Annotated in this window: 28 protein-coding genes and 1 tRNA gene; 15 read left to right on the top strand and 14 right to left on the bottom strand. The window is 45.4% G+C overall.

From position 1 onward, the window contains the following. Window positions 1–73 precede the first annotated feature (73 nt). Window positions 74–997, top strand: coding sequence for an NAD(P)/FAD-dependent oxidoreductase (locus HBNXNv_RS02265; protein WP_347721220.1), 924 nt, complete (start codon window positions 74–76; stop codon window positions 995–997). A 36-nt stretch (window positions 998–1,033) separates the two neighbouring features. Beyond that, window positions 1,034–1,285 (top strand): topoisomerase DNA-binding C4 zinc finger domain-containing protein, encoded by a 252-nt coding sequence (locus HBNXNv_RS02260; RefSeq protein ID WP_347721219.1) that lies wholly within the window; start codon window positions 1,034–1,036, stop codon window positions 1,283–1,285. Between the two features lie 5 nt (window positions 1,286–1,290). Here HBNXNv_RS02260 and HBNXNv_RS02255 read toward each other — a convergent pair whose 3' ends face one another. Together HBNXNv_RS02255 and HBNXNv_RS02250 are read right to left on the bottom strand one after the other, a co-directional pair. Continuing rightward, window positions 1,291–1,731: a hypothetical protein gene (locus HBNXNv_RS02255; RefSeq protein WP_347721218.1), complete on the bottom strand. Its 441-nt coding sequence runs from the start codon at window positions 1,729–1,731 to the stop codon at window positions 1,291–1,293. Window positions 1,732–1,780: 49 nt separating this feature from the next. Then, on the bottom strand, window positions 1,781–2,212 hold the full coding sequence (locus HBNXNv_RS02250) for a hypothetical protein (protein ID WP_347721217.1): 432 nt from the start codon (window positions 2,210–2,212) through the stop codon (window positions 1,781–1,783). Between the two features lie 77 nt (window positions 2,213–2,289). On the opposite strand from HBNXNv_RS02250, the gene HBNXNv_RS02245 reads away from it, so the two are divergent. Beyond that, complete coding sequence (locus HBNXNv_RS02245) at window positions 2,290–2,871, top strand: metal-dependent hydrolase (protein WP_347721216.1); 582 nt, start codon at window positions 2,290–2,292, stop codon at window positions 2,869–2,871. On the opposite strand, the gene HBNXNv_RS02240 is transcribed toward HBNXNv_RS02245, so the two are convergent. Together HBNXNv_RS02240 and HBNXNv_RS02235 are read right to left on the bottom strand one after the other, a co-directional pair. Further along, window positions 2,800–3,462: a DUF2238 domain-containing protein gene (locus tag HBNXNv_RS02240; RefSeq protein WP_347721215.1), complete on the bottom strand. Its 663-nt coding sequence runs from the start codon at window positions 3,460–3,462 to the stop codon at window positions 2,800–2,802. The genes HBNXNv_RS02245 and HBNXNv_RS02240 overlap by 72 nt on opposite strands. Beyond that, on the bottom strand, window positions 3,459–4,037 hold the full coding sequence (locus HBNXNv_RS02235) for a hypothetical protein (protein WP_347721214.1): 579 nt from the start codon (window positions 4,035–4,037) through the stop codon (window positions 3,459–3,461). Before HBNXNv_RS02235 ends, HBNXNv_RS02240 begins: the two co-directional genes overlap by 4 nt. Before the next feature lie 151 nt (window positions 4,038–4,188). Here HBNXNv_RS02235 and HBNXNv_RS02230 point away from each other — a divergent pair. After that, a tRNA-Arg gene (locus tag HBNXNv_RS02230) sits at window positions 4,189–4,263 on the top strand. A 28-nt stretch (window positions 4,264–4,291) separates the two neighbouring features. On the opposite strand, the gene HBNXNv_RS02225 is transcribed toward HBNXNv_RS02230, so the two are convergent. Both HBNXNv_RS02225 and pyk read right to left on the bottom strand, forming a co-directional pair. Beyond that, the gene (locus HBNXNv_RS02225) at window positions 4,292–5,092 is read right to left on the bottom strand and encodes a BUD32 family EKC/KEOPS complex subunit (protein ID WP_347721213.1); all 801 of its coding nucleotides are present in this window, start codon (window positions 5,090–5,092) and stop codon (window positions 4,292–4,294) included. A gap of 51 nt (window positions 5,093–5,143) precedes the next feature. Continuing rightward, complete coding sequence (gene pyk / locus HBNXNv_RS02220) at window positions 5,144–6,547, bottom strand: pyruvate kinase (protein WP_347721212.1); 1,404 nt, start codon at window positions 6,545–6,547, stop codon at window positions 5,144–5,146. A gap of 189 nt (window positions 6,548–6,736) precedes the next feature. Between pyk and HBNXNv_RS02215 the strand changes: the two genes are divergently transcribed. After that, a complete protein-coding gene (locus tag HBNXNv_RS02215) occupies window positions 6,737–7,927 on the top strand; it encodes an AAA family ATPase (protein ID WP_347721211.1) in 1,191 nt (396 codons plus the stop codon). A gap of 96 nt (window positions 7,928–8,023) precedes the next feature. Next, a complete protein-coding gene (locus HBNXNv_RS02210) occupies window positions 8,024–8,257 on the top strand; it encodes a hypothetical protein (RefSeq protein ID WP_347721210.1) in 234 nt (77 codons plus the stop codon). A gap of 17 nt (window positions 8,258–8,274) precedes the next feature. Here the strand turns inward: HBNXNv_RS02210 and HBNXNv_RS02205 are convergent, their stop codons facing one another. From HBNXNv_RS02205 to HBNXNv_RS02180, 6 genes are all read right to left on the bottom strand, one after another. Next, window positions 8,275–9,612, bottom strand: coding sequence for a glycosyltransferase family 2 protein (locus HBNXNv_RS02205; RefSeq protein WP_347721209.1), 1,338 nt, complete (start codon window positions 9,610–9,612; stop codon window positions 8,275–8,277). A gap of 73 nt (window positions 9,613–9,685) precedes the next feature. Beyond that, complete coding sequence (locus HBNXNv_RS02200) at window positions 9,686–9,985, bottom strand: hypothetical protein (protein WP_347721208.1); 300 nt, start codon at window positions 9,983–9,985, stop codon at window positions 9,686–9,688. 6 nt (window positions 9,986–9,991) lie between these two features. Then, window positions 9,992–10,891, bottom strand: coding sequence for a YbaK/EbsC family protein (locus tag HBNXNv_RS02195; RefSeq protein ID WP_347721207.1), 900 nt, complete (start codon window positions 10,889–10,891; stop codon window positions 9,992–9,994). Window positions 10,892–10,893: 2 nt separating this feature from the next. Beyond that, window positions 10,894–12,303 (bottom strand): Asp-tRNA(Asn)/Glu-tRNA(Gln) amidotransferase subunit GatB, encoded by a 1,410-nt coding sequence (gene gatB, locus HBNXNv_RS02190; RefSeq protein WP_347721206.1) that lies wholly within the window; start codon window positions 12,301–12,303, stop codon window positions 10,894–10,896. 39 nt (window positions 12,304–12,342) lie between these two features. Next, on the bottom strand, window positions 12,343–13,878 hold the full coding sequence (locus HBNXNv_RS02185) for a polyprenyl synthetase family protein (protein WP_347721205.1): 1,536 nt from the start codon (window positions 13,876–13,878) through the stop codon (window positions 12,343–12,345). Between the two features lie 26 nt (window positions 13,879–13,904). Then, entirely contained in the window at window positions 13,905–15,266 is a 1,362-nt protein-coding gene (locus HBNXNv_RS02180) for an amidase family protein (RefSeq protein WP_347721204.1), read from the bottom strand. An 83-nt stretch (window positions 15,267–15,349) separates the two neighbouring features. Here HBNXNv_RS02180 and HBNXNv_RS02175 point away from each other — a divergent pair, with 83 nt between their 5' ends. Beyond that, on the top strand, window positions 15,350–16,342 hold the full coding sequence (locus tag HBNXNv_RS02175) for a hypothetical protein (protein ID WP_347721203.1): 993 nt from the start codon (window positions 15,350–15,352) through the stop codon (window positions 16,340–16,342). 152 nt (window positions 16,343–16,494) lie between these two features. Here HBNXNv_RS02175 and HBNXNv_RS02170 read toward each other — a convergent pair whose 3' ends face one another. Together HBNXNv_RS02170 and gatC are read right to left on the bottom strand one after the other, a co-directional pair. Beyond that, the gene (locus HBNXNv_RS02170) at window positions 16,495–16,983 is read right to left on the bottom strand and encodes a metallophosphoesterase (protein ID WP_347721202.1); all 489 of its coding nucleotides are present in this window, start codon (window positions 16,981–16,983) and stop codon (window positions 16,495–16,497) included. A gap of 7 nt (window positions 16,984–16,990) precedes the next feature. Then, on the bottom strand, window positions 16,991–17,269 hold the full coding sequence (gene gatC / locus HBNXNv_RS02165; RefSeq protein ID WP_347721201.1) for an Asp-tRNA(Asn)/Glu-tRNA(Gln) amidotransferase subunit GatC: 279 nt from the start codon (window positions 17,267–17,269) through the stop codon (window positions 16,991–16,993). Window positions 17,270–17,705: 436 nt separating this feature from the next. Between gatC and ftsZ the strand changes: the two genes are divergently transcribed. From ftsZ to HBNXNv_RS02125, 8 genes are all read left to right on the top strand, one after another. Then, window positions 17,706–18,785 carry a cell division protein FtsZ gene (gene ftsZ / locus HBNXNv_RS02160; RefSeq protein ID WP_347721200.1) on the top strand — a complete coding sequence of 360 codons (1,080 nt, stop codon included), beginning with the start codon at window positions 17,706–17,708 and terminating at the stop codon, window positions 18,783–18,785. 322 nt (window positions 18,786–19,107) lie between these two features. Beyond that, complete coding sequence (locus tag HBNXNv_RS02155) at window positions 19,108–19,611, top strand: hypothetical protein (RefSeq protein ID WP_347721199.1); 504 nt, start codon at window positions 19,108–19,110, stop codon at window positions 19,609–19,611. Between the two features lie 77 nt (window positions 19,612–19,688). Beyond that, complete coding sequence (locus tag HBNXNv_RS02150; RefSeq protein WP_347721198.1) at window positions 19,689–20,192, top strand: transcription elongation factor NusA; 504 nt, start codon at window positions 19,689–19,691, stop codon at window positions 20,190–20,192. Between the two features lie 89 nt (window positions 20,193–20,281). Continuing rightward, entirely contained in the window at window positions 20,282–22,093 is a 1,812-nt protein-coding gene (locus HBNXNv_RS02145) for a ribosome biogenesis/translation initiation ATPase RLI (RefSeq protein WP_347721197.1), read from the top strand. Continuing rightward, on the top strand, window positions 22,086–22,334 hold the full coding sequence (locus HBNXNv_RS02140) for a hypothetical protein (RefSeq protein WP_347721196.1): 249 nt from the start codon (window positions 22,086–22,088) through the stop codon (window positions 22,332–22,334). Before HBNXNv_RS02145 ends, HBNXNv_RS02140 begins: the two co-directional genes overlap by 8 nt. 25 nt (window positions 22,335–22,359) lie before the next feature. Then, window positions 22,360–23,286, top strand: a complete 927-nt coding sequence (locus HBNXNv_RS02135; RefSeq protein WP_347721195.1) for an oxidoreductase — start codon at window positions 22,360–22,362, stop codon at window positions 23,284–23,286. Next, window positions 23,283–23,732: an NUDIX domain-containing protein gene (locus HBNXNv_RS02130; RefSeq protein ID WP_347721194.1), complete on the top strand. Its 450-nt coding sequence runs from the start codon at window positions 23,283–23,285 to the stop codon at window positions 23,730–23,732. Before HBNXNv_RS02135 ends, HBNXNv_RS02130 begins: the two co-directional genes overlap by 4 nt. A 44-nt stretch (window positions 23,733–23,776) precedes the next feature. Continuing rightward, a complete protein-coding gene (locus HBNXNv_RS02125; RefSeq protein ID WP_347721193.1) occupies window positions 23,777–24,532 on the top strand; it encodes a hypothetical protein in 756 nt (251 codons plus the stop codon).

Raw genomic sequence — 24,532 nt, 5'->3', positions numbered from 1 at the left:
AGTCGGCCGAAATTTCTGGAGTTTTTCATCTAAAACCGAGGTATTTTGAATGTTGAGGGGCAATGCACACATTATGTCAGAGGATAAAATTTACGATGTAATAGTTGTAGGCGGGGCCTCAGCAGCTCAGTCTTCCGCAATCTATGCCAAAAGAGCTGGCAGAAGTGTTCTAGTTATAGCTGACGAGTACGGAGGCCAGATAAACAATACAGATGTAGTTGAGAACTACCTAGGCTTCAAACATATTTCAGGCCCGGATCTTGCTCAGGAATATCTTGAGCACATGAGAGATTACGATATAGATGAGGAAACCGGCTACAAAGTTACTGACATCAGGAAACCTGATGATATTTTCGAGGTTGAAAGAGAGGATGAAGAAGTCTTCAGAGGCCGTTCCGTGATTATTGCTACTGGCGGTCACCGCAGAAAGCTTGGAATCAAGGGAGAGGAAGAGTTTGCAAACAAAGGAGTTGGATACTGTGCTGTATGCGACGGGCCTCTCTATCAGGGCGAAGAGGTAGCTGTGATAGGCGGTGGATACGCTGGAACGGAGGCCGCTGACTATCTTTCTGATATTGCTGAGAAAGTATATGTTCTGAGCCGTTCAGGAGTACTGAAGGGAGAGCAGATTACTATTGACAAGGTAGAGAATGACGAGAACGTTGAAGTTATTAGAGGTGCTGAGGCCACTGAGTTCTACGGAGAGAATCTTCTTGAAGGCCTGAAGTATGAGCAGGATGGAGAGATCAAGGATCTTGAAGTTACAGGTGCTTTCGTGGAGATCGGTACAGTGCCTAACTCAGATATCACAGATCTCGTTGAGAAGAATGAGGCCCGAAAGATCAAGGTTAACGGAGAGATGGAGACCGGTGTTGAAGGCCTTTACGCAGCTGGCGACGTCAACAATATTGGAGTTCAGCAATTGCAGGTTTCGGCTGGTCAGGGTTGTCAGGCCGGCCTGAATGCCTCCGAGTATGTGAAGCAGATGAAGGAGTAAATCGGTGTTATAATCTTTGCGAGGAAACAACTGATTATGCCACAGGAAACAGCAATGACGAAATGCGTGTTCTGCGGGAAGAGCGCTACTACAAAAAATTCCGCGGGACAGCCGGTATGCAAGAAGCATAAGGAAGATGAGCCAAGAGATGTGGCCTGTCCAGAGTGCGGAATGCCTATGAAAATTAAGGAGGGCCGTTACGGCTATTTCTGGGGATGCGAGGGCTATCCACAGTGTCAGAAGACTTACCAGATCGATGCCTTAGTGGAAGATGAAGAAGAGGAGTAGAAAAGTTATTCTATAGTTAGATCGTTCGGTTCGTAAGATCCGATCTTTATGTCCTGGTGTTCTTCATCCAGTAGATTCGCTATTTCTATATCCAGATCTCTCTGAGGTTCATCTCTAGGCCCTTCCCTGTTCTCCACCATTATTCTCTCTACATGATGCAGAGGAAGTTCCTCCCTCATTATTACATCGTAGCACGAGTCAGAGTCCTCTATCACTTTTACATTTTCAGGATTAATTTCCAGGTATCCTCCTCCCCATGCATAGGCCTTCGCGCATGCTCTGCTATCAGTTACCCAGATAGCCTGATCCTTGTCATAGGAGTCTCTTTCAAGACCCATCCTCGGGAAAACATCGTCGTCATCAATCGGATGGCCCTGGATAATACCTGTTTCAGCAATATCTCTAAGGCCTTCATCGCCTCTTCCGTGGTAGAGTTTGTCAGTCATATAGAAAGAAAAAAGGAAAGCAGAATTTTTTATGTTTTTTCAGTGACAACTACTGACAGGTTGCTGCTACCTCTGATTCTACAGTACACTCTGCAGTTGTCAGAACTGTGTCTTTGAATTCAACGCTGATCTCGAAAGATGATTGTTGATCCGGAAATTGTTGAGTTGTCTGACAGGTGAAAGTGTCTCCTGCATCCAGTTCCGGGTTCTCACATTCAAGAACCGTTTCCTGGCCGTTTCTGTCCAGAGTGAACTCGAGCTCTCCTTCTTTGATAACTGTCGAACCCTGATTGGAGGCTACAACATTCATCTGAGAACTCTCACCGTAGACTGAAACAATCTCAACTTCCGTGTCCTGAATTACCTGCTGATTAATAGCATCTTCAGCTGCTGAAGGTTCCTCGGAAGGGCCTTCGCCGGTTAACTGTGCACAGCCAGATGCGACAACCAGAATACTTGCTATCAGTACTTTTTTCCACATAAACAGGAGAGAAAGGCCTAGATTGAAAAAGATTTGCTGAAATACTGTATGAAAGCTGAAGCGAGGTTTTACTGAAAATGATGGGAGTTACACACGCACTGATGGGAGGCCTTCTGGGTGCTTCAAGCATGTTTTTCACGCCAGAACTTTTTCTGGCAGCAGTTGCAGCAGGTTTTCTTGGAGGCCTTTTCCCCGATCTTGATCTGGCGTGGAAGCACCGCGAGAGTCTGCATTTTCCAGTAGGTTATACTGTTCTTTCATCGGTATTGATTGGTGCGGCTGCAGCTACAGGAAACTACTACGTTGTTCTGGCCTCTTACTTTACGGCTTCTGCCTGGCTTCATTCATGGATTGATATTCTTGGTGGAGGCCTTGAGGAGAGGCCGTGGGAAGGTACTACTGACAAGGGAGTCTACTCTCATTCTCTGGATAAGTGGTTTCCGCCTCTTCAGATTATCAGATACGATGGTGCCCCGGAGGATTTTCTACTAACTGTTTTTCTTGGAGCTTCTCTCTATCCTCTGCTGAATGGCTATCCTGAGGCCCAGAAAGTTGTTGTGGCTTCAGTTATTATCGGCGGGTTTTATTCACTGGTCAGGAAGAAGTTGCTCGACGCCAGGGACTTTCTCCTCAAGTTTTTCCACAGCCTGATCGATTAGTCCTGAGAGATAGGCCTCTCCGAACAGTGCGATGAGTAGTGCTCCGGCCGAGTCAAAAAGTAGATCCTTCATCGTGTCTTCCAGGCCGTACTGTGTGAGTACCTTGGTTCCAGTATACTGTGCCATCAGGCCAGTCATGAACTCGATAACCTCCCATATTACACCGAAGGCCATGACAAAGGCCACCAGGAATACCGGCATGAACTTTGAAGGGAAGTGAATCTCTTCTGAGTGCTGGTCGAGGGCTCTCACAGCGATGTAACCAGAGGCCGCTACAATTGATGATGAAAGCGCATGTGTCATGTGATCCCACCACCAGATATTCTTGTATGGGCCCAGTGCTCCAAAGCTGTGGAGGAATACTGCCAGTGTGATCCACAGTGCGAGTGCTGGATCCAGTGTTATGTTGAAGTCTCTTTCAAGATATGTTGGTGCAAAAGTTACTGCCAGCGAGATAAGGGCGTTGATAGTTATGCTGAAAACCCCTTCAATTACTCCGACAGCTGCTATAAGCACAAGTGAGGTCTGAAGTATTCTTGTTAACTGGCGTTGTCTTTTTGAGTTAAGGCCTATTCTCCTCAGCAATCTCATTTTGTTTCACCTCCGACTGCTGGAAGTCTTCTCTTGAAGTAGAAGTGGAAGAGCAGTCCGAATAATACTCCTGTGACTGTAGCTGCCGTGAACTCCCACATGAGATGTTCTTCAGAAGTTATCAGCGCTGTTCCGAGGTAGATATCGGAGAACCATCTGATCAGCGACCAGAAACCTGCCATTGCCACAGTTACTGTGGCCGTGAGGAACGTGGCAAAGAAAGAGTTAGTTCTTAGAGATGTGAATTCATCTATCTCAACTACTATCAGGAGCGAGGCCCCTGCTACGGAAATGTAGCTTACTGCGATACTGCTCAGAACTGCCAGATCAAAGGCCCGATGCATAAAAGGCAGCGATACCAGTAGCAAAAGTTCCCATGGCGCTGCCACCGTATCTCTTTTGACCAGAGCCGGCGTTACCGAAAGTAAAAATACCATGCTTGAAAGAATCAGCCAGGTGTAGCTTGCACTGAAGAATGCATCTGCGGCCACTCCCAGAAAAATCACTGAGATAGCCATTGAAAGTATGAAATTCCTGCCCTTCTCTTCATATACTATGTCAGAGCCAAAGCCCATTAACTGGTATTGGGCCTCCCCTAAATAAAATATCTTGGTAGGAGAGATGCGAAAATACATGTTATCGCATACGTCAGCGGTTATATGGGATTCTTTGAATCCTCCTGCCGTGTTATTTAACTTTTCCACCCGAAGTATGTTTTACGTAGAAGGGCCCGTAGCTCAGCTTGGACAGAGCGAGCGGCTTCGGACCGCTAGGTCTAGGGTTCAAATCCCTACGGGCTCGTTTTCTGCAGTTTTTCTGAATTAATTTTTCAGGCCTTCTCTAGCATTTCCAGTACGTCTTCGTGTTCTGGAATTTCTAGCTCTTCCTCTTCTTCCTGCTGGAAAAGTTCGGAACTTACGTTTCTCAAGGTGTTTGCTGTTTCCTCTCTTGGGTTTAGCAGGCCGCCTACGACCGTGTCGTAAATTGTGGCCTCTACAGTATCTCTTTCTGAGAAAGAGTCTCCGTAGCTCTGTTCGAATCCTTCGGTCACTGCATCGAATTTTTCTTCTGGAAGTCTCAAGGCCGCTCTGTAGAATTTTTCAAGATCTCCCTGCATTTCTGCTGCAGTGGCTTCTGTTGTCAGAAATTCGTTGTCTATCCACCAGACATTGTTGTCAGTTACTATCCTGTTTGCCCATCCGCTGTCAACTGGAGAAATCCCATCCTGGTGGAGAGCGTTGAGTCTGTGGCCTTCGATTCTCCCGAATTTTTCTGCCTGCTCCGTGTCAGCATCGTTGTATAGAAAGCTGAATGCATCAGGGCCTTCAATAGAGTCTAGTTCGACATACTGTTTCCCACCATCTAATGTTCCATAGTCTATTACTTCTGGAACTGGTATTCCGTATGGTTCTAGGATCTGGCCGGCATTCCTCTCTTTTACACTTCTTTCCTCTGCAGAAACCCAGTCAAAGTCCCCTTTCACCGCAGTTTTTAGAGCTCTGGCGACTGTAGTAGAAGATACCTGATCGAACACCTTAACAAATGAGCCATCAGTTTCATAGACCTGATTGGTGTACGAGTTCGTTACTTCATCGTATTCCTGAAGCTCTGAAAGAGTTTCCCAGCTCATAGAAAAAATAAGAAGAGAAATAATTTATTACTTGGGAGTGGCAAAGAACTACTAGTTCAGTATATCGCCCACAGTCCTTATCTGCATCATGTTGGTGGTTCCTGTGACACAGGTAGGAATTCCTGCTGAGAAGACCAGCTCGTCATCTCCTTCTGCAAGGTCGAGAGTCTTCATTCTCTCAGCTGAGGCCTTTAGCATGCCTTCAACATCGGAAGGGAACTCCTCATAGTAAGGCTGTACTCCCCAGGCCAGCTGCAGCTGTCTCTCTACTTTTTCGGAGTCCGTGAATGCGATAATCGGTTTTTCAGGCCTGTATTTTGCAATGTTTCTCGCTGTTGATCCTGATGATGTGTGGGCCACCAGGTATTCTGCGTCGGAGTCTCTTCCGGCCTGCCATACGTTTTTACAGATGATTTCGCGTGTGGATTCCGGCGGCTGTTTGACAGTGTGATGAGTGATATCCTTCAGAGAATTTTCTGCCTGTTCAACTACATTAGCCATGAAATCTACTGTCTTGACAGGATATTCTCCAATTGCTGTTTCCCCTGAAAGCATGACTGCATCAGTACCATCCAGAACTGCGTTTGCTACGTCAGAGATTTCTGCTCTCGTAGCAGTAGGGTTTTCTGTCATGGATTCAAGCATCTGTGTAGCAGTAATTACAGGTTTGCCGGCCTTGTTGCATTTCTCGATCATTTCTTTCTGCATCATAGGAAGCTGTGCTGCCGGAAGCTCTACTCCGAGATCTCCTCTTGCAACCATGATGGCATCGGAGGCCTCGAGAATTTCATCAAAGTTTTCAACTGCTTTCTTGTGTTCGATCTTGGAGATGATGTGCATGTCGGAGTCGTGTTCTTCCAGGATTTCTCTGACTTCTTCGACATCTGAGGCCTCTTTTACGAAGCTGAGCGATACGAAGTCGTATCCTTTTTCTGCTGCGAATTCGATGTCTTCAACGTCTTTCTTTGTTGGGGCCTGTAGTCCAATGTCTTCTCCTGGCACGTTTACTGCCTTTCTGCTGGATACTTCGCCTCCATATACTACTGTGCATTCTGCTGTTTCGCCGACTTTTTCTACTTCGAGTTCGATTTTTCCGTCATCTATTCTTACTTCGTCACCGGCCTCGATGTGATTGATGAAGTCCTTGTAGTTTACCGATAGTTTTTCCTTGTTTCCTGTGATTTCTTCTGTTGTTATTTCTACGTTGTGGCCTGTTTCCAGTTCTGTGCCTTCTTCTACTTCGCCCAGCCTGATTTCAGGGCCTTTGGTGTCGATCATTACTGCGGTTTTCTCCGATACATCTCGGATTCTGTCAAATATTTTACCGTGCTGCTCGTGGTCGACGTGTGAGAAGTTCTGTCTGACTACGTCGACTCCAGAGTCTATTATTTCTGCGAGCTTTTCTTTTGTGTCCGTTGCCGGCCCTATAGTTGATACAATTTTTGTATTTTTCATAACCTTATCCAGATTAGAACCGAAGAGTTAAAAGGCGATCGGGAAGAGATTTCAGGAAGGTTTTTAACTAATCTTTGGGCCCAGCTAATTTGATTTATAAAGATAAGACAGTCATTTTTGGGTGTGCGAATGCGGCCTGTGAAAATTATCAGAGGTTTTCTGGACCGGATTCGTTACTGGGTGATCGAAATGAGCGATAAAGACGTTAATCAGGAAAATAATGACGAAGGAAAAGATCAAGAAGCTGGTAAGGAGCAGAAAGTTCAGTTCCCGCAATACTTCCAGCAGAAAAAGAACGATAACCCTAATTCTACAAACTTAAAGACTCCTGTAATGAGAGGAGTTGTTGTATCCGAATTTGACGGGGATAGAATCTGGGTAGAGGCCTCAGGAAACATGAAAGGCCGCTACGGAGTTGAAGTTCCTAATGGATACAATCCAGAGGATTTCACACCTGGTACCGAGGTCGCTCTCGACCCGAATACTTTCAAGGTAACAGATATTGTTGAAAAAGGAAAAGACGCAGAGTTCGATGCTATTGAGACAGATGTAACATTCCAGGACATTGGAGGCCTTGATCACGTTGTCAAGTCGCTTAAATCCAATGTCGGCGCACAGCTTAACGAGGATAAGAGCAAGAAGATGCAGGAATGGGGCATCGAGATGGACAAATCAATGCTACTAGTCGGAAAGCCAGGAACAGGTAAGACACACCTAGTTAAGGCACTTTCCAATGAATACGACGCAGATATGTTCATGATTAACGGCCCTCAGATGGTCGAGAAGTTCATCGGAGAGGGCGCCAAGAAGGTTAAGAGGCTCTACGATCAGGCCCGTGCATCCGATAAGCCTGCGATTGTGTTTATCGATGAAATTGATGCTATTGCAAAGAAGAGGCTTGATGACAGGAGACACGGTGGCGAGGAAGTTGAGCGTACGATGTCTCAGCTACTTTCCGAGCTTGATGGCCTGGATACTGAGAAGGATTCCGGTGTAATCAGCATTTTCGCAACCAACACTCCTGACATAATGGATCCAGCCCTACTGAACAGATGTAGTGCGATCGAAGTCCCTGTACCTGATACAGATGCCAAGGAAGAGATTCTCAGAATCCATACTCGCAGAATGAGTGTTGCAGATGCTGTTAACTATACAGCTATTGCAGAGCAGTTTGAGGAAGACTTTACAGGCCGTGATATCAAGCAGATTGCCAAGCAGGCCGCTGTAAATGCTCTTGAGAGACACGAGGATGTTTCCGGTGTCGAGATCGATATGGATGACTTCGAGTCAGCTATCAAGGATCTGAAGGAGGGCAACATGGGAGTTGAGAAGGACTTCCTGTCAGATGGCAAAGTTCATCCAAACGAGATGTTCGCATAAGCGAACTTGTTTCAAGTTTGCTTTTACAGGAAAACCTTTCCAGGTTTTCGACCTTTATTTTAACTTTTCCAGTTTCTATTGTTTTTCTGTGATAACATGAGTGTTGACAAACAGTTTGTACTTGGCAAAGAAGGAGCTGCAGATTTCCTGCAGGATATAATTGATGCATTACGAGAAAAGGACGCGGTCAGGCTTGAGGCCGAGAATTGGAAGGTCTCGCAGCCTATTGGCGATCAGGTTCCTGTAAGAATTTACTCGGATGAAGAAGGTATGGAGGTAATGTTCAAGGTTCAGGGAGAAGCAAAAGAAGAGGAGGAAGCAGAGGAGTAAAAGTTCTCCTCTCTTTTTTATCCTTCTGCTCTTGAAGTTGTGACGTACACGCTTTTCTTGTCGAAGATAAACTCTTCTATGAATGCTGTCAGGTGTACGAAGGCCTGGAAGAAGAAGTAGGCCCATAGGGTGATTGCTGCGAAGTACTCTACTTTGTGATGTTTTTCTCCCTGCATGAAGTCCTGGAAGAACACCACGTAGGATAGTGTTACCGGAGCTATTCCTGCAAGAGTCCACAATATGTCTGAATTAGGCAGGTAGGTTGTTGTGTTGACTCCCAGGTATGAGAGGACCATCATCGGCATTAGAAGGATGAGGAACGTAGGGACTACTGCGTAGAGCAGTGTGTATGCTCCATCGATTCTCTTCGTGACTGAAAGATCTGAGTCTCCTGTCAGGCCCATCGTGTGTTTTACAGCAACCTGCATCCATCCACGGGCCCATCTCTTTCTCTGGCTCCACCAGGCCTGTAACGTATCAGGGTTCTCCTCATACGTGATAACTTTCGGATCTACAACAATCTTCTTCCCTTTGTGGTGAATCTTTGTGGACATGTCAATGTCCTCTACAAGTATATCTTCGTCGAACGAGCCTATTTCTTCGAATACTTCGCTCCGGAAGAAGGCCTGTCCTCCACCGAAGAAAGTGAATCCTCCAAAGATCTGTCTTGCGTATATATCGATCTTCTCTGCAATGTGTCTTTCAACTGTTGCGTGAAGCGATAGAAGCGAGTCTGTAGGGTTATATCCGAAGCAGCGGCCTTTGATACACCACACATCTTCGTCATCAAACCATCTAACTGCTCTCTTGATAGCATTTGGCTTGAAGCAGTGATCAGCGTCGATGCTTGCAATTATATCGTTTTCAGCGTATTCAAGAGCGTAATTTGTGGCCTTGGCTTTTCCTCCGCCAGGTTCATCTCTTTTTACTGCTTTCAGGAAGTCGTATTTTTCGCCAGCTTTTTCTGCTATTTCTTCTGTACCGTCCGTTGAGGCCGCTTCATAGCACAGCACTACTTCATATTTGTCTCTTGGGTAGTCTACTTCTGCGCAGGCCTCAATTGTGTCTTCCAGTACCTGGGCCTCGTTGTATGCAGGTATTACTACGCTTACTGATGGTAGCTCGTCTTTGAGCTCTGGTGGTTCTATGTTTTTGAATGAGAATATTGCTGAGAAGTAGGTTCTGCCTACTAGACCCATCAGTGCGATGAGAAGTAGTGTATTGAGTGTTCTGATGTATGTGTTTGTAATGAAGCTGGGAACTAGAACAAGAGTAATCAAAGCAACGGAGATTGCCGAGTACTTGAAAAACTTGGATAGCGAGAATCCCATGTCTTCTGCTGGCTTTACTTCCATATCACATTTTTTCAGCAAAGAAGTTTAATAACCAAACGGAATTCAACCCGATACCGGTTATTAAATATAGGCCTCAGATTCGGGACTTCAAATGTTCGATCAGTTTCTCAAGCTTTCTCTCTTTTTCAAGCGTGCTGCTTGAAGTCAGAAAATCCTGCACCAGCTTGTAAGAATAGCCGTTTACATCTTTTAACTCCGTTACTCTGGATTCTGGGCCTGGCAGCTCTTTGTCAGCGATTTCGTACTCCTTCTCTACTGCTTTTCTCAGAACTTCGTACATCTGGAATCTTTTCTGGCCTACATCTCTTCCTTCTATAGAATCCATCATTTCCTGGATTTCTGCAGCGAAATCATCTTCTTCTTTTTCAGTCAAGGATTTTTAGGCCTCCAGTTTGTCCATCAAAGTTTTTCGGGCCTTTCCGCCATCGGCTTTTCCATTGGTCTCCTTCATTACCTGTCCCAGTAGATAGTTCAGTGCAGAATCCTTTCCCTCTCTGTAGTCCTCTACAGCATCAGAGTTTTCCGACATTACTTTTTCAACAGCCTTCTCAAGTGAGAAGTCTTTTTCTTCCGGTAGTTCTCCTTCACGGTCGTAGGCCTGTACCAGTTTCTGCATGTGGGTTTCTCTTTCAGCCCGGGAGAGTATTTCTTCTGATACTTTGCTGCTGTATTCAAGGTCGTGGCGGCCGAACTCTTCGAGGAGGCCTATCACCAGACTGGTTTCATGAGTACTGTTGAGTTCTTCAAACTGTTTTTCGAGGCCTCTTGAAAGGACAAATCTTGCTTCTTCCTCGTCAAGGCCTTTCTCTTCCAGTTCTTCAATATCTTTTTCGTTGAAGTCGACGATGTCTTTTATCTGGTAGGTGAAGTCTGCTTTTTCCAGGCCCTGCCTGAATTTTTCTGTATCTATTATTACTCCTTTCTGGCTGTCTCCCGTAGTGAACGAGATTCTGTCTCTTTCTAGAAGTTTTCTGTCGATTCTGTGTTCAAGTTGTGATGAGAATGGGTGTACTGTACCTGATTCCTGTCCCGTGATTTCAAGGGATTCTTCAGGGTCTACTAGTCTGTGTTCTCCGAATTTTCCTGCTGAGAGTTTTCGATCGCCTGGCAGTACGCAGTGTATTTTGTCTCCATCTCTGTCTACGATCAGGCTTTTCGCTATCTGAGATGTTTTTACTCCTCTTTCGCGGGCTGCGTCGTCGCAGTCGAGGGTAGGATTATCCTGTTCTACTACTTCAAAGTCGAGGCCTTTTTCTTCGAGGAACTCGTCGGCCTTCATTTCTATTCCAGCTGTTCCTTCAGTTTTTCACGGGCGGTTTTTGGATCTGCCTTGCCCTGAGATTTCTGCATTACCTGGCCTACGAGGAAGTTGAGTGCTTCTTCCTCTCCTGATTCATAGTCGTCGACTGCGTCAGGGTTTTCCTCTACTGCTTCCTCTACGAATTCTCTGATTTCCGAGTCCTCTGCTTTGAGCAGGTCCTGTTCGTCGATAATGTCATCTGGCTCTCTTGGATCTTCTACCAGTTCTCTGAGAAGTTTCTCTGCGTTTCTGTCTGAGATCTGGTCCTCATCAAGTAGGCCTATGATCGTGTTTAGCCAGTGGATTTTCAGTGGAGACTCTGAGTATGTTAGGTCGTTGTAGTTAAGGACTTTTTTCAGGTCTCCTGTCATCCATGAGGCCACTAGCTGTGCATCGTACTGTTTGGCCAGCTCCTCAAAGTGCTCTGCGATTTCCGGGTCTGAGATCAGCGATTCAACTATCTTTTCTTTCAGGCCATACTCTTCCTTGAATCTCTTGAATTTTTCGTGCGGTAGTTCCGGAATTGTCTCTCTCAGTGCTTTTCTGTAGTTTTCTGATAGTTCCTGTCTTGTCAGGTCAGGGTCGAAGATGTAGCCGTAGTCTTCTTCTGTTTCTTTTTCCCTGAGTTTTTCTGTTATTTCCTGGTTGGCGTCGTAGTTTCTGGTTTCCTGTTCGACTTCGCGGCCTCTCTTTTTGAGCTGTTTCTGTCTCGTGATTTCGTAGCTGAGGGCCTGTTCGATTCCTTTGGTTCCTGTAATGTTTTTGACTTCTACACGCTGGCCTCCTTCGATGGAGATGTTTGCATCTGATTTGATTGCGAAGTCTGATTCCGGGAAGTATACTTCCAGGTATTCAAGCATCTGTGCGAGTTGCTGGAGGTATGCACGGGCCTCTTCAGGGCTTCTGAAGTCTGGGTCTGTTACTATTTCCAGTAGTGGTGTTCCTGCTCTGTTGTAGTCTACTTTTGTGTATTTTGATCTTCCGATCTGGCCTCCTTCGTGTACAAGTTTTGCCGGGTCTTCTTCAATATGCAGTCTTGTTATGCCGATGTCTTTTTTCTCATCGCCGACCTTGACCTCGAAGCTGCCCTCTTCTCCTACAGGTACTTCGTACTGTGTGATCTGGTAGTTTTTGGACATGTCAGGGTAGAAGTATGTCTTTCTTGAGAAGAAGATATCCTGATTGATGTCGCATTGGAGGGCCTGTGCTGTTTTTACTCCTCTGGCCAGTGCTTCATCGTTGAGTCTTGGCTTGCTTCCTGGGTGGCCCAGGCAGGTTTCACAGACGTGCGTGTTTGGTTCTTCTGCTTCCTGATTTGGGCATCCGCAGAAAAGTTTTGTTTCTGTATCAAGTTGCACGTGGGTCTCTAGGCCTATTTTTACGTCGGTCATGTGTTAGAGTTCTCCATGGAATCCTTTTAAGTTTATTTTTTAGTGAGTTCTCTGGTTCATGGCTTCTGCGGCCTTGCTTAGAAGGTTTGCAGCTCCAGCGTTTAACCCGTCTTCTGATCCTCGTACTTCCTGCATGTTTTCAGCAGCTTTTGAGGCTTCCGTGGCCCATTCTTCAAGCTGGGCTCTGTGAATATCTTCTTTTTCCTCCATTATGCGTCGGATCTGGTTGTCGTAGATGTTTTCAGGGAACTCCACGCCTTCTGCGGCCTCTATATTCTCTGTTGGGTCGTTCTCAGGATCTGTGGAGAAGAATGCTCTGAAGTATTCTTCAGCAGGCATGCCGTTGATATCTTCGTCCTGAAGTTGCATGGCCCTGTCTGTAGTTAGAACTGTTGCTGTTCTTTTTCTGTTCGGTATGTCGCTGTCGGACTTTCCTGTCTCTCCACCCAGTACTTCTATCAGGTCGTCGCTTGACTGGAATGCGAAGTTGAAGTTAGCTGTATAATCTCCCAGAAGTTCGTTGACTTCCTGACGTTCCTCCTCGGTGTAGTCAAGATTCTCCATGGAGTGCTCTGCAACCATCTTCAGTATTCCACCGTAGAGGAATCCTGTCTTACCCATACTCATGTGCTTGTAATCATCTATATCGAGGCTGTCCAGGTCGTGACCCATCAAAATATCTTCATTCTGGCCTCTGTTAACAACATCCTGTACCCTGACAAATGTCTCTTTGGATTTCTGAGGTATATCCAGCTGCTCATGTACGTTGAGATCATTAGTCCATGATTCCATAACGTTGCCTGTTGTAATCGGAATATCTTCTCCGGTCTCACCGAATACATGATCCATAATCATGTTTGCTGAATCTCTACCTCTTCTCTCCGTATCTCCATCCATCAGGTCATCCTGCACAAGTGTCGATGAGTGGAACGTCTCTGCCATGGCCCCCATCATTACAGTCTGGTAGTCGACAGAATCCTCGAAACCATACTGCGTTATCTGGCCCATAGTGCTTCTAAGGCCTTTTCCACCTCTAAAGTAGTAATCTGCAATAACTGCATCGGCCACATCGTTGACGTTGTCAAATAGCAAGGAATCTCCAATCGTAGCTGTATCCCATTCCCTTTCATCGCCCATAGACATGAGCTCATCGTAAAGTCTGCCATCTCTAAGGGCCTTTACAGTTGCAATATCTTCTGCATCAATTCTAGTATCTTCAAGATGCTCATTTTCCTGGAGGTACTGCTCTGCATATTCTATATCTTCTTCATCAACCAGTTCTTCCTGAAATTCGCTGAGAAACCCGAGTTTCTGGCTGAAAAGTTCTCCATAGGCAACTAGATCTGTTACATTCTCCTTTAGATCCTTTGAAAGCCCAACTATATCATATGGATTTTCTGTTGATTCAACTTCGCTGATAGCTTCTTCCGCATATTCAGTAAGACCCTCGTAACCTTCAGAGTTAAGTTCAAGACTTGATTCGAGCTCTCCCGAAACATCATCCACTACACGGCCTTTACTCTCCTCAAGTATTTGATCTACCGAACTCTGAAAACCCCCTTCTTCAGTAGCCATAATCCTCAGTTGAAGAGAAAAATATTTTAATTCGAATAGTTATAGGCCAGATCCAGTATTTTCTGCTCCTCAAAGTGGTCTCCTACTATGTGAAGGCCTGTCGGCATTCCTTTGCTTTCTCCGTTAGGTACTGAGATCATCGGCATACCAGCCAGGTTAGGGCCTACGGTGAGAGTATCCATCGCATAGATTTCCTCCGGAGCCATGGATTCTGCCTCTTCAATCTTCGGAGCAATGTTCGGCATTGAAGGACTGATTACTGCATCGTATTCCTCAAAGATCTCCTGGTACTGGTTGATGATCTTCTGCCTTACCTTTGCGGCCTTAATGTAGTATTCATCTCTGTATCCTGCCTGGCGTGTATATGTTCCAAGAAGAATTCTTCTCTTGGCCTCTTCACCGAATCCTTCGGATCTGACCTCTGAGAAGTATTCATTGAAGTCGTCGAAGTCCTCAGGATCCATTTCCATTCCGTATCTGATTCCTGACATTTTTGCCAGGTTGGTAGAGGCCTCGCTCATCGCGAGAACGTAGTATGCTGGCACAGCTACATCTGCTGAGAGAAGTGGCATGTCAACTTCTTCTACTGTAAATCCTTTTTCCTCAAGTTCTTCGATGGAGGCCTTGAAGTTCTCCATTACTCCTTCCTCTACTCCCTCAAGTTCCAGGTACTGTACAGGTACTGCAAGTTTTCCTTCTGTCTCTGAAAGATTGGTGGAGTATTCTGGTACTTCTTTTTCTGATGTTGTCTGATCTCTTTCGTCTTCTCCCGCTATTACTTCCAGGCCTTTCGCTACTCCAAATACTGTTTCTGCGAGAACTCCTATTTTGTCAAGTGAGTTTGCGTAGTCTACAAGGCCGTATCTTGATACTCTTCCATATGTTGGTGTGATTCCCACTACTCCGTTGTATGCTGCAGGATTTGTGATGGATCCTCCTGTGGACTCTCCTATTGAGATTAGAGGTTGGTCCATTGCTGCAACGATTGCTCCTGCTCCACCTGAAGATCCTCCGACCACTCTTTCCTCATCGTGAGGATTTCTCGGTGTTTCAAATGCGCAGTTCGTGGAGAAGGTACCGAATCCGAACTCGTCCTGGTTTGTTTTGCCGTAGAAACGTGCTCCGGCCTCTTTCAGTCTTTCCACTACTGTTGCGTCGAATACCGGAGTGTAGTTTTCTAGTATTTTTGATCCTGCAGAAGTTGTTGTTCCTTCCGTACAGATTGCGTCTTTTACAACAAACGGCACATTATTCAGAGGGCCTTCCTTTGTTTCTCCCTGCTCGATCTCTCTCATGAAGTTTAGCTCTTCATTCTTATCTTTCAGTTCCTGCAGGAATTCTTCATGGTTTACTTCTTCGTCCGATTCAACTACTTCTTTAAGGCCCATGAAACCGATTTCACAGGCGACTCTTAAAAAAATCTCTGCCACCACACAAAAACAATATAACTGTAACTGAACAGTAACAACATATGAGTAGGAGTGGTTTTTCACTGGGGAGAAGAGATTTTGCTAAAGGAGCTCTCGCTGGACTTACCGGCCTTTCCGGAGGGCTTTTCTCAGGCCAGGAAGAAAGTTACACAGATGATTCTGCTCAGATGCTAGAGGCCTTTGAATCAGAGCTATACAGCTGGAAAGATTCAGAAGAGATAGAATATGATAACAATATTCTTGTTGGCGAGAGACACATGACAAGAGGAGATGGGCTTCCTGCACTAACAGAGATTGTAGAAGAAACCTCTCCAGACGTTGTAGGCCTAGAATTTATCTATGAAGATGATGAGCTAGTATCAGAATACAATCAAGGAAAAGTTTCTTCTCAGGAAGTTATCGATCACCTGAACACAGTTACAGGATACGTTAGAGATGAAGAAATGTATAATGAGTTCTTTGAAGCTCTAGAGGAGAATGATACAGAAGTTCATGGACTTGAACCTGAGAAAGGTCCTTTCTATGAGGACTCAGGTGTTCCACTTTCAATACAGAAGAGGTCTGTCGGAATGGCAGATAATGCAGAAAAACTGGCGTCAGAATTCGATACTACTGTTCTATTCTCAGGGCATTCTCACATATCAAACGACATGAGTGTACACTCTTCACTTCTTAAGACTTCGAAGCCAGAGTACGCAAGTGAGTTCGGACCAGAGCATATCCACGAACACCCCTACGCCATAAGCGATCTTAAACCACAATCCAGAGACGATTTCACAGCCTTTAGTGAGAGGCCAGAAGAGCTTACCTACAGCGGCAGATTAGACAATACTACAGAGATACTTGCCACTTCAGCAGAAGAGCAGAGAAGAAACCTCCAGAAAACAATGAGAAATTTCGGCCATGTTAGCGAACAAGTCGAGAGAAAGGTAGACGAAATCAAAGTAGTACTAGACGCCCTAGAGAGACTCGGAAACCACGATGGCCGCTCCGATCTTGGATACAATGTTATGCTTCGTCAGAGCGACAGATAAATAGCAACAAAATTCTGCTACCAACCTACTCTTCTCTAACACAATCATCAACATGAAAATTCTTCTCGCAGGAAGTGCATTTAGGGAATAAAGGCCTGTACCCCTGAAAACTCATTTCTCCACCACACTCCGGACACTTCAAATCCATTAATTCACTCCTCCATTAGATGGAACTCTATCTCCTGCTGCTCCGTATAAAGAACCGCGACCGAAAAACCTTCTTCCTGGCCTGGCAACTTTATCCCGCCAGGATTAACCTCTACTGTATCTCCTTTTTCCTCAAGTTTTCTCTCATGAGTGTGGCCTCTGAATACATAATCGTAATCTTTCTCTACCAAGCCGTTAACTATCTCTTCCTCAGTTCCGTGGTATACCGCGATTTTCAGGCTGTCAACTTCGACCTCCATCATATTATTGTGGAAATCTCCGAATTTCTGTACTGCCTGTTTGAGGTTCCATTCCCCATCATTGTTTCCTCTTACTGAGTAGAACTCGAAGTCTCTGTCGAATACTTCTGCTGTGAATGGCGCAACCATGTCGCCGCAGTGGAATACTTTTTCTACACGGCCTTCGAAGAAGTCTGCGGCTTTCTCCGCTTTTTCTATGTTGTCGTGGGTGTCGGAGACTATTCCTATTTTCATTGTGTTATTATGCGCTTGGGCCTTTGAAGAATCCTTCTTCCTCGTTGTCAGTGTTCTGGAATACTTCTTCTCTGTCCAGTGTTTCTTCTTTTTCGTCAGGCCTGGTCTTTGATTCAACTTCTACTGGATGGAATGCAGGTTCTACATCTTCGGTATCTACTTCGTCAAGAGATGAGAATTTCTCTAGAATGTTGTCGAAGTCCTCCTTGAATTCTTCTGCTTCTCCTTCCTCAAGTTTGATCCTTGCGTTCTTTGCGACCTTCTTTACAGTTTCAACGTCAACCATAGTTACTTTCTGTGTCTGAAACTTTTAGAAGAATACTGTCATTACACCTCACAACCCTTGTTTCCAGTGGAGTTTTGTTTTTTCAAAATAGTTAGGCCTTCTGTAGCAGGTTTAGCGATAGTATGAACAGTCGTGAACGATCGGTGTTGATACAGAATGAACAGTGTTATTGCCCAAAAACGGCCGAAGATTTATAAACAAGCTTAGAAAAGAACGTATTATAAGACTTGATCGCTGTTCGTGGTGGGACACGAACTTTGATCGATCGGTTCAAACTCGTTGGGAGCGAGCTTGAATCAGACTTGAATTGGGAGTTCAAGTCGGGAAACGTATTATCGAAATAAGTTGGGAATTTTGTTCAATTAGTTCTATCGTAGAATTAGCTTTGCCGCTTTAAAAAGGTTAGGTTAATCCTTGCCGGGGGCGGGTCAACACAATGGAATCTATAATCGACAACACGCCAGACTCTCAGAATGAAGGCCAGAATGCCACTGAAAATCTTGATGATGTAAAAGATGCTAGAATTCTAGTTGTAGGAGTAGGAGGAGCTGGCAACAATCAGGTAACTCGAATCCAGAACAAGGAAGTAGAGGGAGCCGATACAGTTGCCATCAACACCGACAAACAGCACCTAGAAATGGCCTCCGCAGATAGAAAAATACTTGTAGGAAAAGATCTAACACGTGGACTCGGAGCTGGCGGAAAACCTGAAAAAGGCGCCCGTTCAGCAGAAGAGAACAGGGCCGAACTAAGATCACTATTCAAAGAAGCTGACATGGTCTTCCTCACCGCAGGAATGGGAGGAGGAACAGGTACAGGCGCAGCACCAGTTCTTGCAGAGATCGCAAAGAAAGAAGACTGCATAGTAATAGGAACCGTCACAATGCCATTCTCAATCGAAGGCGCAAGAATGAGCAAGGCAGAAGACGGCCTCTACAAACTAAGACAGCACGTAGACACAGCAATCGTAATTGAAAACGACAAACTGCTTGATATTGCAGGCGATATGCCTCTCGATCAGGCATTCGGGGTAGCCGACGAACTGATCACCACGATGATCAAGGGAATCACAGAAACAATCTCCAAGCCGTCACTAGTCAACCTTGACTACGCAGACGTCCAGGCAGTGATGAACGAAGGAGGAGTAGCAGTAGTAGGATACGGAGAGTCAGACACAAACAACAAAGGAAAGGAAGCAATCCACGAAGCACTATCCAACCCGCTACTCGACGTGGAGTTCGACGGAGCAAACGGAGCACTACTGCATGTAGCAGGAGGCGAAGACCTCACACTCAACGAAATCAACGACGTAGGACAACTAGTCACAGAAAAACTCGACCGCTCCGCACAAGTCATCTGGGGTGCAAGAATCAGAGACGACCTCAAAGGAAAGCTTCAAGTCATCTCCATCATCACAGGCGTGAAATCACCTTACGTCCTCGGAGAACTCGAAGAAGAGGAAGAAACCGAGGTAAAAGGAGACGTAAACGACCTCGGCCTCGAAGTCATGAAATAAAGCCGGAGATCAGAGATCTACCACTTCAAAGAAAAATCTCTGATTTTCGGAAAGGAGGTCTCACGACCTCACCAAAAAAATATTACGGAGGAAGGCCTCTACTCGAAAAACCCCTCCCCCCCCTTCGAATCAGGCCTTTCCTCCCTAAAAACCTATATTTCAACAGGCGAAGGCAACACACCCTCGGACCACAACAAAAAACCCCTCCCCCCCCCTTTTTGTTCGGTCTGAGGGCCTAGCCTTCTCCTTTATTACTCAAATTTTTCTTTTTCAGAGCTCTAAACCAAAAAACTATTTACACTGGGCCTCAAATACTGTTTCTATGGATACTCGTAACGAAGGCCTGCTAATCTCATCTCTTGTACTGGCTATTCTAACTCCTGTAGCATTTTTCGCATTCAAACAGCCAGTTCTCGCAGGCCTTACAGCTGTAGGCTCACTGATAGCTTACCGTTACGCAGAAGGAGAGAGTTCTAAAACCAGTCTCACAGATCTTGATGAGTTGAAACTGGTTTACTCTCAGAAATCAATCGAAACACTTCTACTGCTGACCGCTGTAACTGCTCCTTCAGTTAGCAAGCCGCTGGCAGTGGCGACACTTCTTTTGATCTTCCTGGGCGAAACAATTCGGGATGAGGCCGAGGCAGTTTCCAAAACAGTGATCACTCCTTATGCAGGATTCGAGCTGAGAACTTTAGTTATTGGAATAGGCCTTCTAGGTCAAACGGTTGCTGCTTACAGTCTTTTCTACAGTCTTGTGCTTGTAGCAGTGCTTACACTTTACGAGATAACCAGAACCCTGAGAACAAGCCTTGCAACACTCTGAGAGCGAAGGAAGAAAACTGGTTTTAAAATAGGTATACTGCCTCAGGTATTTAATTTTTCACTGCTCCTTCATTAATTATGAAGGCACCAATATGTAACGTCTGCTTGAAGAGCGATGTGCTCTGCAGCAGTTGCAAGGAGAAATACGAGAACGGTGAGATATCCGATCTCGAAATTGAAATTTCAAGAACTCTACAGGACTTAAGCAACGAATACGGCTCACTAAGAGACTCAGAAATCAAACACGCATACGACACAGCAAACGTCGTAGTAATAGTCACAGCAGAAGGAGACGGAGCCAAAGTAGTTGGAAGAAGTGGAGACATCGTCAAGAAACTCGCAGAAGAAATCGGAAAATCAATCCGAGTAGTCGAAAAAAGCCAGGACGACAAAGAAGTCATCAAAGGCCTGCTCAGCCCAGCTGAAATTGAATCCATCAACACAGTATTCAGCCCTGACGGCCAGTACAAGAAGATCGTCGTCGACGAAGACTACGAAGGAAAGATCAACCTCTCCAACTCAGAGTTCGAAGACCTAATCGAACAGATCACAGGAGAGAAATACGAACTCTCCTTCGAGTAAACTCACTCACATATTTTTCTTCCTAATTTTTTCTCAGAGACTAGTCAAAACGGATTGTTTTAATTAACTTCACGGTTTAAACCAACTCTATGAGCACAGGAAAAAACGCAAAGAACTTCATCGTAGTAATCGACCAGGAAAAAATAGAACCAGACCTGGCCAAAGAAACAGTAATCAAATACGACCCTCTGAACAGGTCAGGGAAAGAAGGCGGATTCCATCTCGACGAAGAAGGCCACCTCCACATCGACAACGAAAACGTCATGGAGGCCCACAAAATGGCTATCAACAAATACCCATACGATGGCGCAATCCAGCTGGTCCGACTGGACAGAGAGTTCGGGGAAAAAATCCACCAGTACGGGGAAAACTCATTCAGACTTTACGGCCTGCCAGAGCCAAAAGAAGGTCGGGTAACAGGAATACTCGGAAGAAACGGAATCGGAAAATCCACAGCCCTGAAAATTCTCTCAGGAGATATCAAACCAAACCTGGGCCAGTTCGACGAAGAGCCTTCATGGAGCAAGATCAAGAAGGAATACCGTGGAACAGGCCTTCAGAATCATTTCAACAAGCTTGCTGAAGGAGAAGTAACCTCTGCATTCAAACCCCAGCAAGTAGATAAAATACCTGAGTTTCACGAGGGAACAGTTGAAGATTTACTGGAAAAAGAAGATGAGAGAGACTCAGTAGAAGAAGTTGCGGAGAAGACTGATATCCAGCATTTGATGGATAGAAAACTTGACGAGCTTTCCGGTGGAGAGCTACAGAGAGTTGCAATCGCAGCCACAATGGTCAAAGACGCAGACCTGTACATGTTTGACGAACCATCCTCCTTCCTAGATGTCAAGCAAAGACTGAATATTGGAGAGGCCATCAGATCTCTCTCAGACAATGCAGCAGTCCTGGTAGTAGAACACGACCTGGCCACACTTGACCTTGTATCCGATGCAGTACACGTATTCCACGGAGAGGCCGGCGCATACGGAATGGTATCCAACGCATTCTCAACTCGTGAAGGAATCAATCAGTACCTCGACGGATACCTGAAAACACACAACCTGCAGATCAGAGGAGAATCCATCGACTTCAAACGGACAAAAAGAAGCCAGGTGGAGAAAAAGGCTTCAGTATTCGAATACCCGGAACTAGCGAAAAGTTTCGGAGAAGGAGAGTTCTCACTTGAAATGGAAAAAGGAATACTACATGAGGAAGAAGTACTGGGCATATTCGGAGAGAACGGCCTGGGAAAGACCACATTCGCAAAGATGCTGGCCGGTGCACTTGAGCCAGATCAGGGAGAATCACCTGAAGTCGATCTTTCCTTCAAACCACAGTACCTAGAGGCCCAGGATGCCAATGTAGAGGCCGCAATATCTCAGCACGTCAATCCAGAAAACAAGAAATTCAAGAACAGAATCGCTGAACCACTGGGAGTAGATAACCTTTACGAACAGAATCTTCAGGACCTGTCAGGAGGAGAGCTACAGAAAGTTGGAGTAGCAATCTGCCTATCACGGAACGCAGATGTATACGTACTGGACGAGCCATCAGCCTACCTGGACGTCGAATCAAGAGTGGAGCTGGGAAGAGTAATCAAGAGGTTCGCACGGAAAACCGAGAAACCAGTAATGGTGATCGACCACGACCTCATCCTATTAGACTACATCTCCGACAGAGGCCTTGTATTCGAAGGAGAACCAGGGGTTAAAGGATACGCCGAAGAACCAGTTAAAATTGGAAAGGCCATGAACAAGTTCCTGAAACTTGTAGACCTGACCTTCAGAAAAGACCCTGAAACAGGAAGGCCTCGAGCCAACAAACCGGAGAGTCAGAAAGACAAGCAGCAAAGGAAGAAGGACGAGTTCTACGAGCAGAGAGCAGTGAAGAAAGATGAATAAGGACGACATAGTGTTCGACCGCGGAGACAGCGACATAGTATTCATCAAGACAGATATCAACACCGAAGACCTGGCGGAAGTAGAGAGACCGGAGGAACTTCGGGAAAGAATGGAGAAAGAAGAAGGCCTGAAAATGAAAAATGCATCGATTACAGCAATTTTCACCGATGAGTTCGCAGTGCACCTGCACGAGGACTCAAAGATTACACTTGAAGGAGAACAGATCTACCCTAGAGATTAAACTTTTCTCAAACAATTAAATCGTTATGAGCAACTGGACAGCCAAAAACCTTCCGGACATGGAAGGAAAAACAGCACTTGTAACAGGCGCAAACTCAGGCATAGGATTCGAAGCCACCAAAAAACTGGTAGAACACAACGCAAAAGTAATAATGGCCTGCAGAATAAGAGAAAAAGGCCTCGATGCACAGGAAGAAATAGAGAAAGAAGTAGAGAACGCAGATCTCGAAGTAAAGCAGGTAGACCTGGCCTCACTCAACTCTGTAAAAGAATTTGCTGAAGAAGTAAACTCTGAATACGAAAAAATTGATATGCTGTTCAACAACGCAGGAATAATGGCTATCCCAAGAAGAGAGACTGAAGACAGCCTAGAATACCAGATAGGAGTCAACCACTTCGGCCACTTTGCACTAACAGGACAGATACTTGAAAAACTGGAAGCAAGTGATGGAGAGGCCAGAATAGTGACCCAGAGCAGTATAGCACATACCAGCGGCGACATAGATCTTGAAGACATAAACCATGAAGAGGAATACGATAGATGGCAGGCCTATTCGGATTCAAAGCTGGCCAACGTGCTTTTCGGAAAAGAGCTTGACAGAAAACTTGATGAAAACAATACTGACATAACCTCGGTCGTCTCCCATCCTGGAGTCTCTAAAACTAATCTTTTCAACGCTGATGAAAGCCAGCACAACGTTATAGTAAGTAAGCTAATGAGTCTAGGCCTCAAAGTATTCGGACATTCTCCAAAAAGTGCCTGTCTTCCAATGCTGTACGCAGCTACCTCAGAAGAAATTGAAGGAGGTGAATATGTAGGGCCTGGAGGATTCAGATCTATCAGAGGATATCCAGAAGTTCAAAATCCTTCAGAAAAGGCCTTAGATGAAGAGCTTGCAGAAGATCTCTGGAATCTTTCAGAGGAACTTACAGGTGTGGAATACGATCTATGACAGATGATATTTCAGGCCAGAAAATAGTGGTCAGCAAGGCCCTGATCCAGAACGAGGAAGGAAAATTCTTGGCGGTCAGAGAATCCGAAGATAGAGATAAAGATACAGCTGGGAAATGGGAGCTGCCTGGAGGCCGTGTAAAGGTTGGAGAAGACCGATTTGAGGCAGCTAAAAGAGAGCTCAGGGAGGAGACAGGCCTTGATGTTTCAGATGGTGAAGACGTTGTCAGGATAGAGGTAGAATCCGACCACCTTGTATCCTGCTACATCGTCCACTTCAAAGAATACGAGGGCGAACCTGAAATCAAAGAGAAAGGCCATCACAGCGAGTTCAAATGGGTAACCGGGGAAGAATTTCTCAACATGGACTGGCACAGCGATGCAGGCTACGATATAGTTCCAATGATGTACTTGCAGGAGTACCTGGAAAAAGAGAAAATTTACTAATCTATGTTCGGAAACTTAATCTTTAGGTCCAAAGAACTGTCTTAATGAGCCAAGTGAGAGAAAAATCCTTTAGAACTGAAGAGGCAGACAACCTCACATTTAACGATATTTTTGAGGCGCTAGGAGGTAGCTCCAGAACATGGCATCCCGGCCACACACAGCTAGAAAGAGAGAATGATGTCTCTGATAGAATGGATTTTTCCCCGCATACCGAGGCCATAGGAAGAATGGGAGAAGAATATCTTCAGGATACCTACAACATGGAAATAGTAGATGATGGTGAAGTTGATCTCGTGGTAACTGATGGAGTTTTTGAAGGAATACCAGTTCAATCTAAATGCGCTATCCGTGTAGCAAGCAGAGGTAACTATATTTCCGATGGAGGTATATACATGAAAGGGCCTGCCATGGCAAGGCTTGCAGGCGGGAGCTACAACGAAAATACTCTTGACTACGAAATGAATGGAAACAATCTAAAGGAAGGCCTGCTACATGCAATTGTCCATCAGCCAAGAGAATCTTATCCAGAACAAGTCAAGGAGGCGGTAGACGCACCTATAAGAGATATAGTGAAAAAGAAAAAAGGTAAAATTGCAGAAACATTCATAGTAGGAGAAGCAGTTATTCCTGCCGATAGAGCACTTGAAAGCGTGAAGTTTGACACAGGAGACAGAAGAGCAAGCTACTGGAACTGGTCCAAAGCATATCAACCAGCAAAAGATGACAGGAGCGAGGCCCTAAAACCTTCCGACTGGTACAGTGGAAGTTTTATAGAAGATAGAATAAGAGAAAATCGTTAG

This window comes from Candidatus Nanohalovita haloferacivicina, from assembly GCF_029232205.1.
GTDB lineage: Archaea > Nanohalarchaeota > Nanosalinia > Nanosalinales > Nanosalinaceae > Nanohalovita > Nanohalovita haloferacivicina.
The sequence above is the reverse complement of the archived record's forward strand: the minus strand, read 5'-3'. Positions and strand labels throughout refer to the sequence as shown.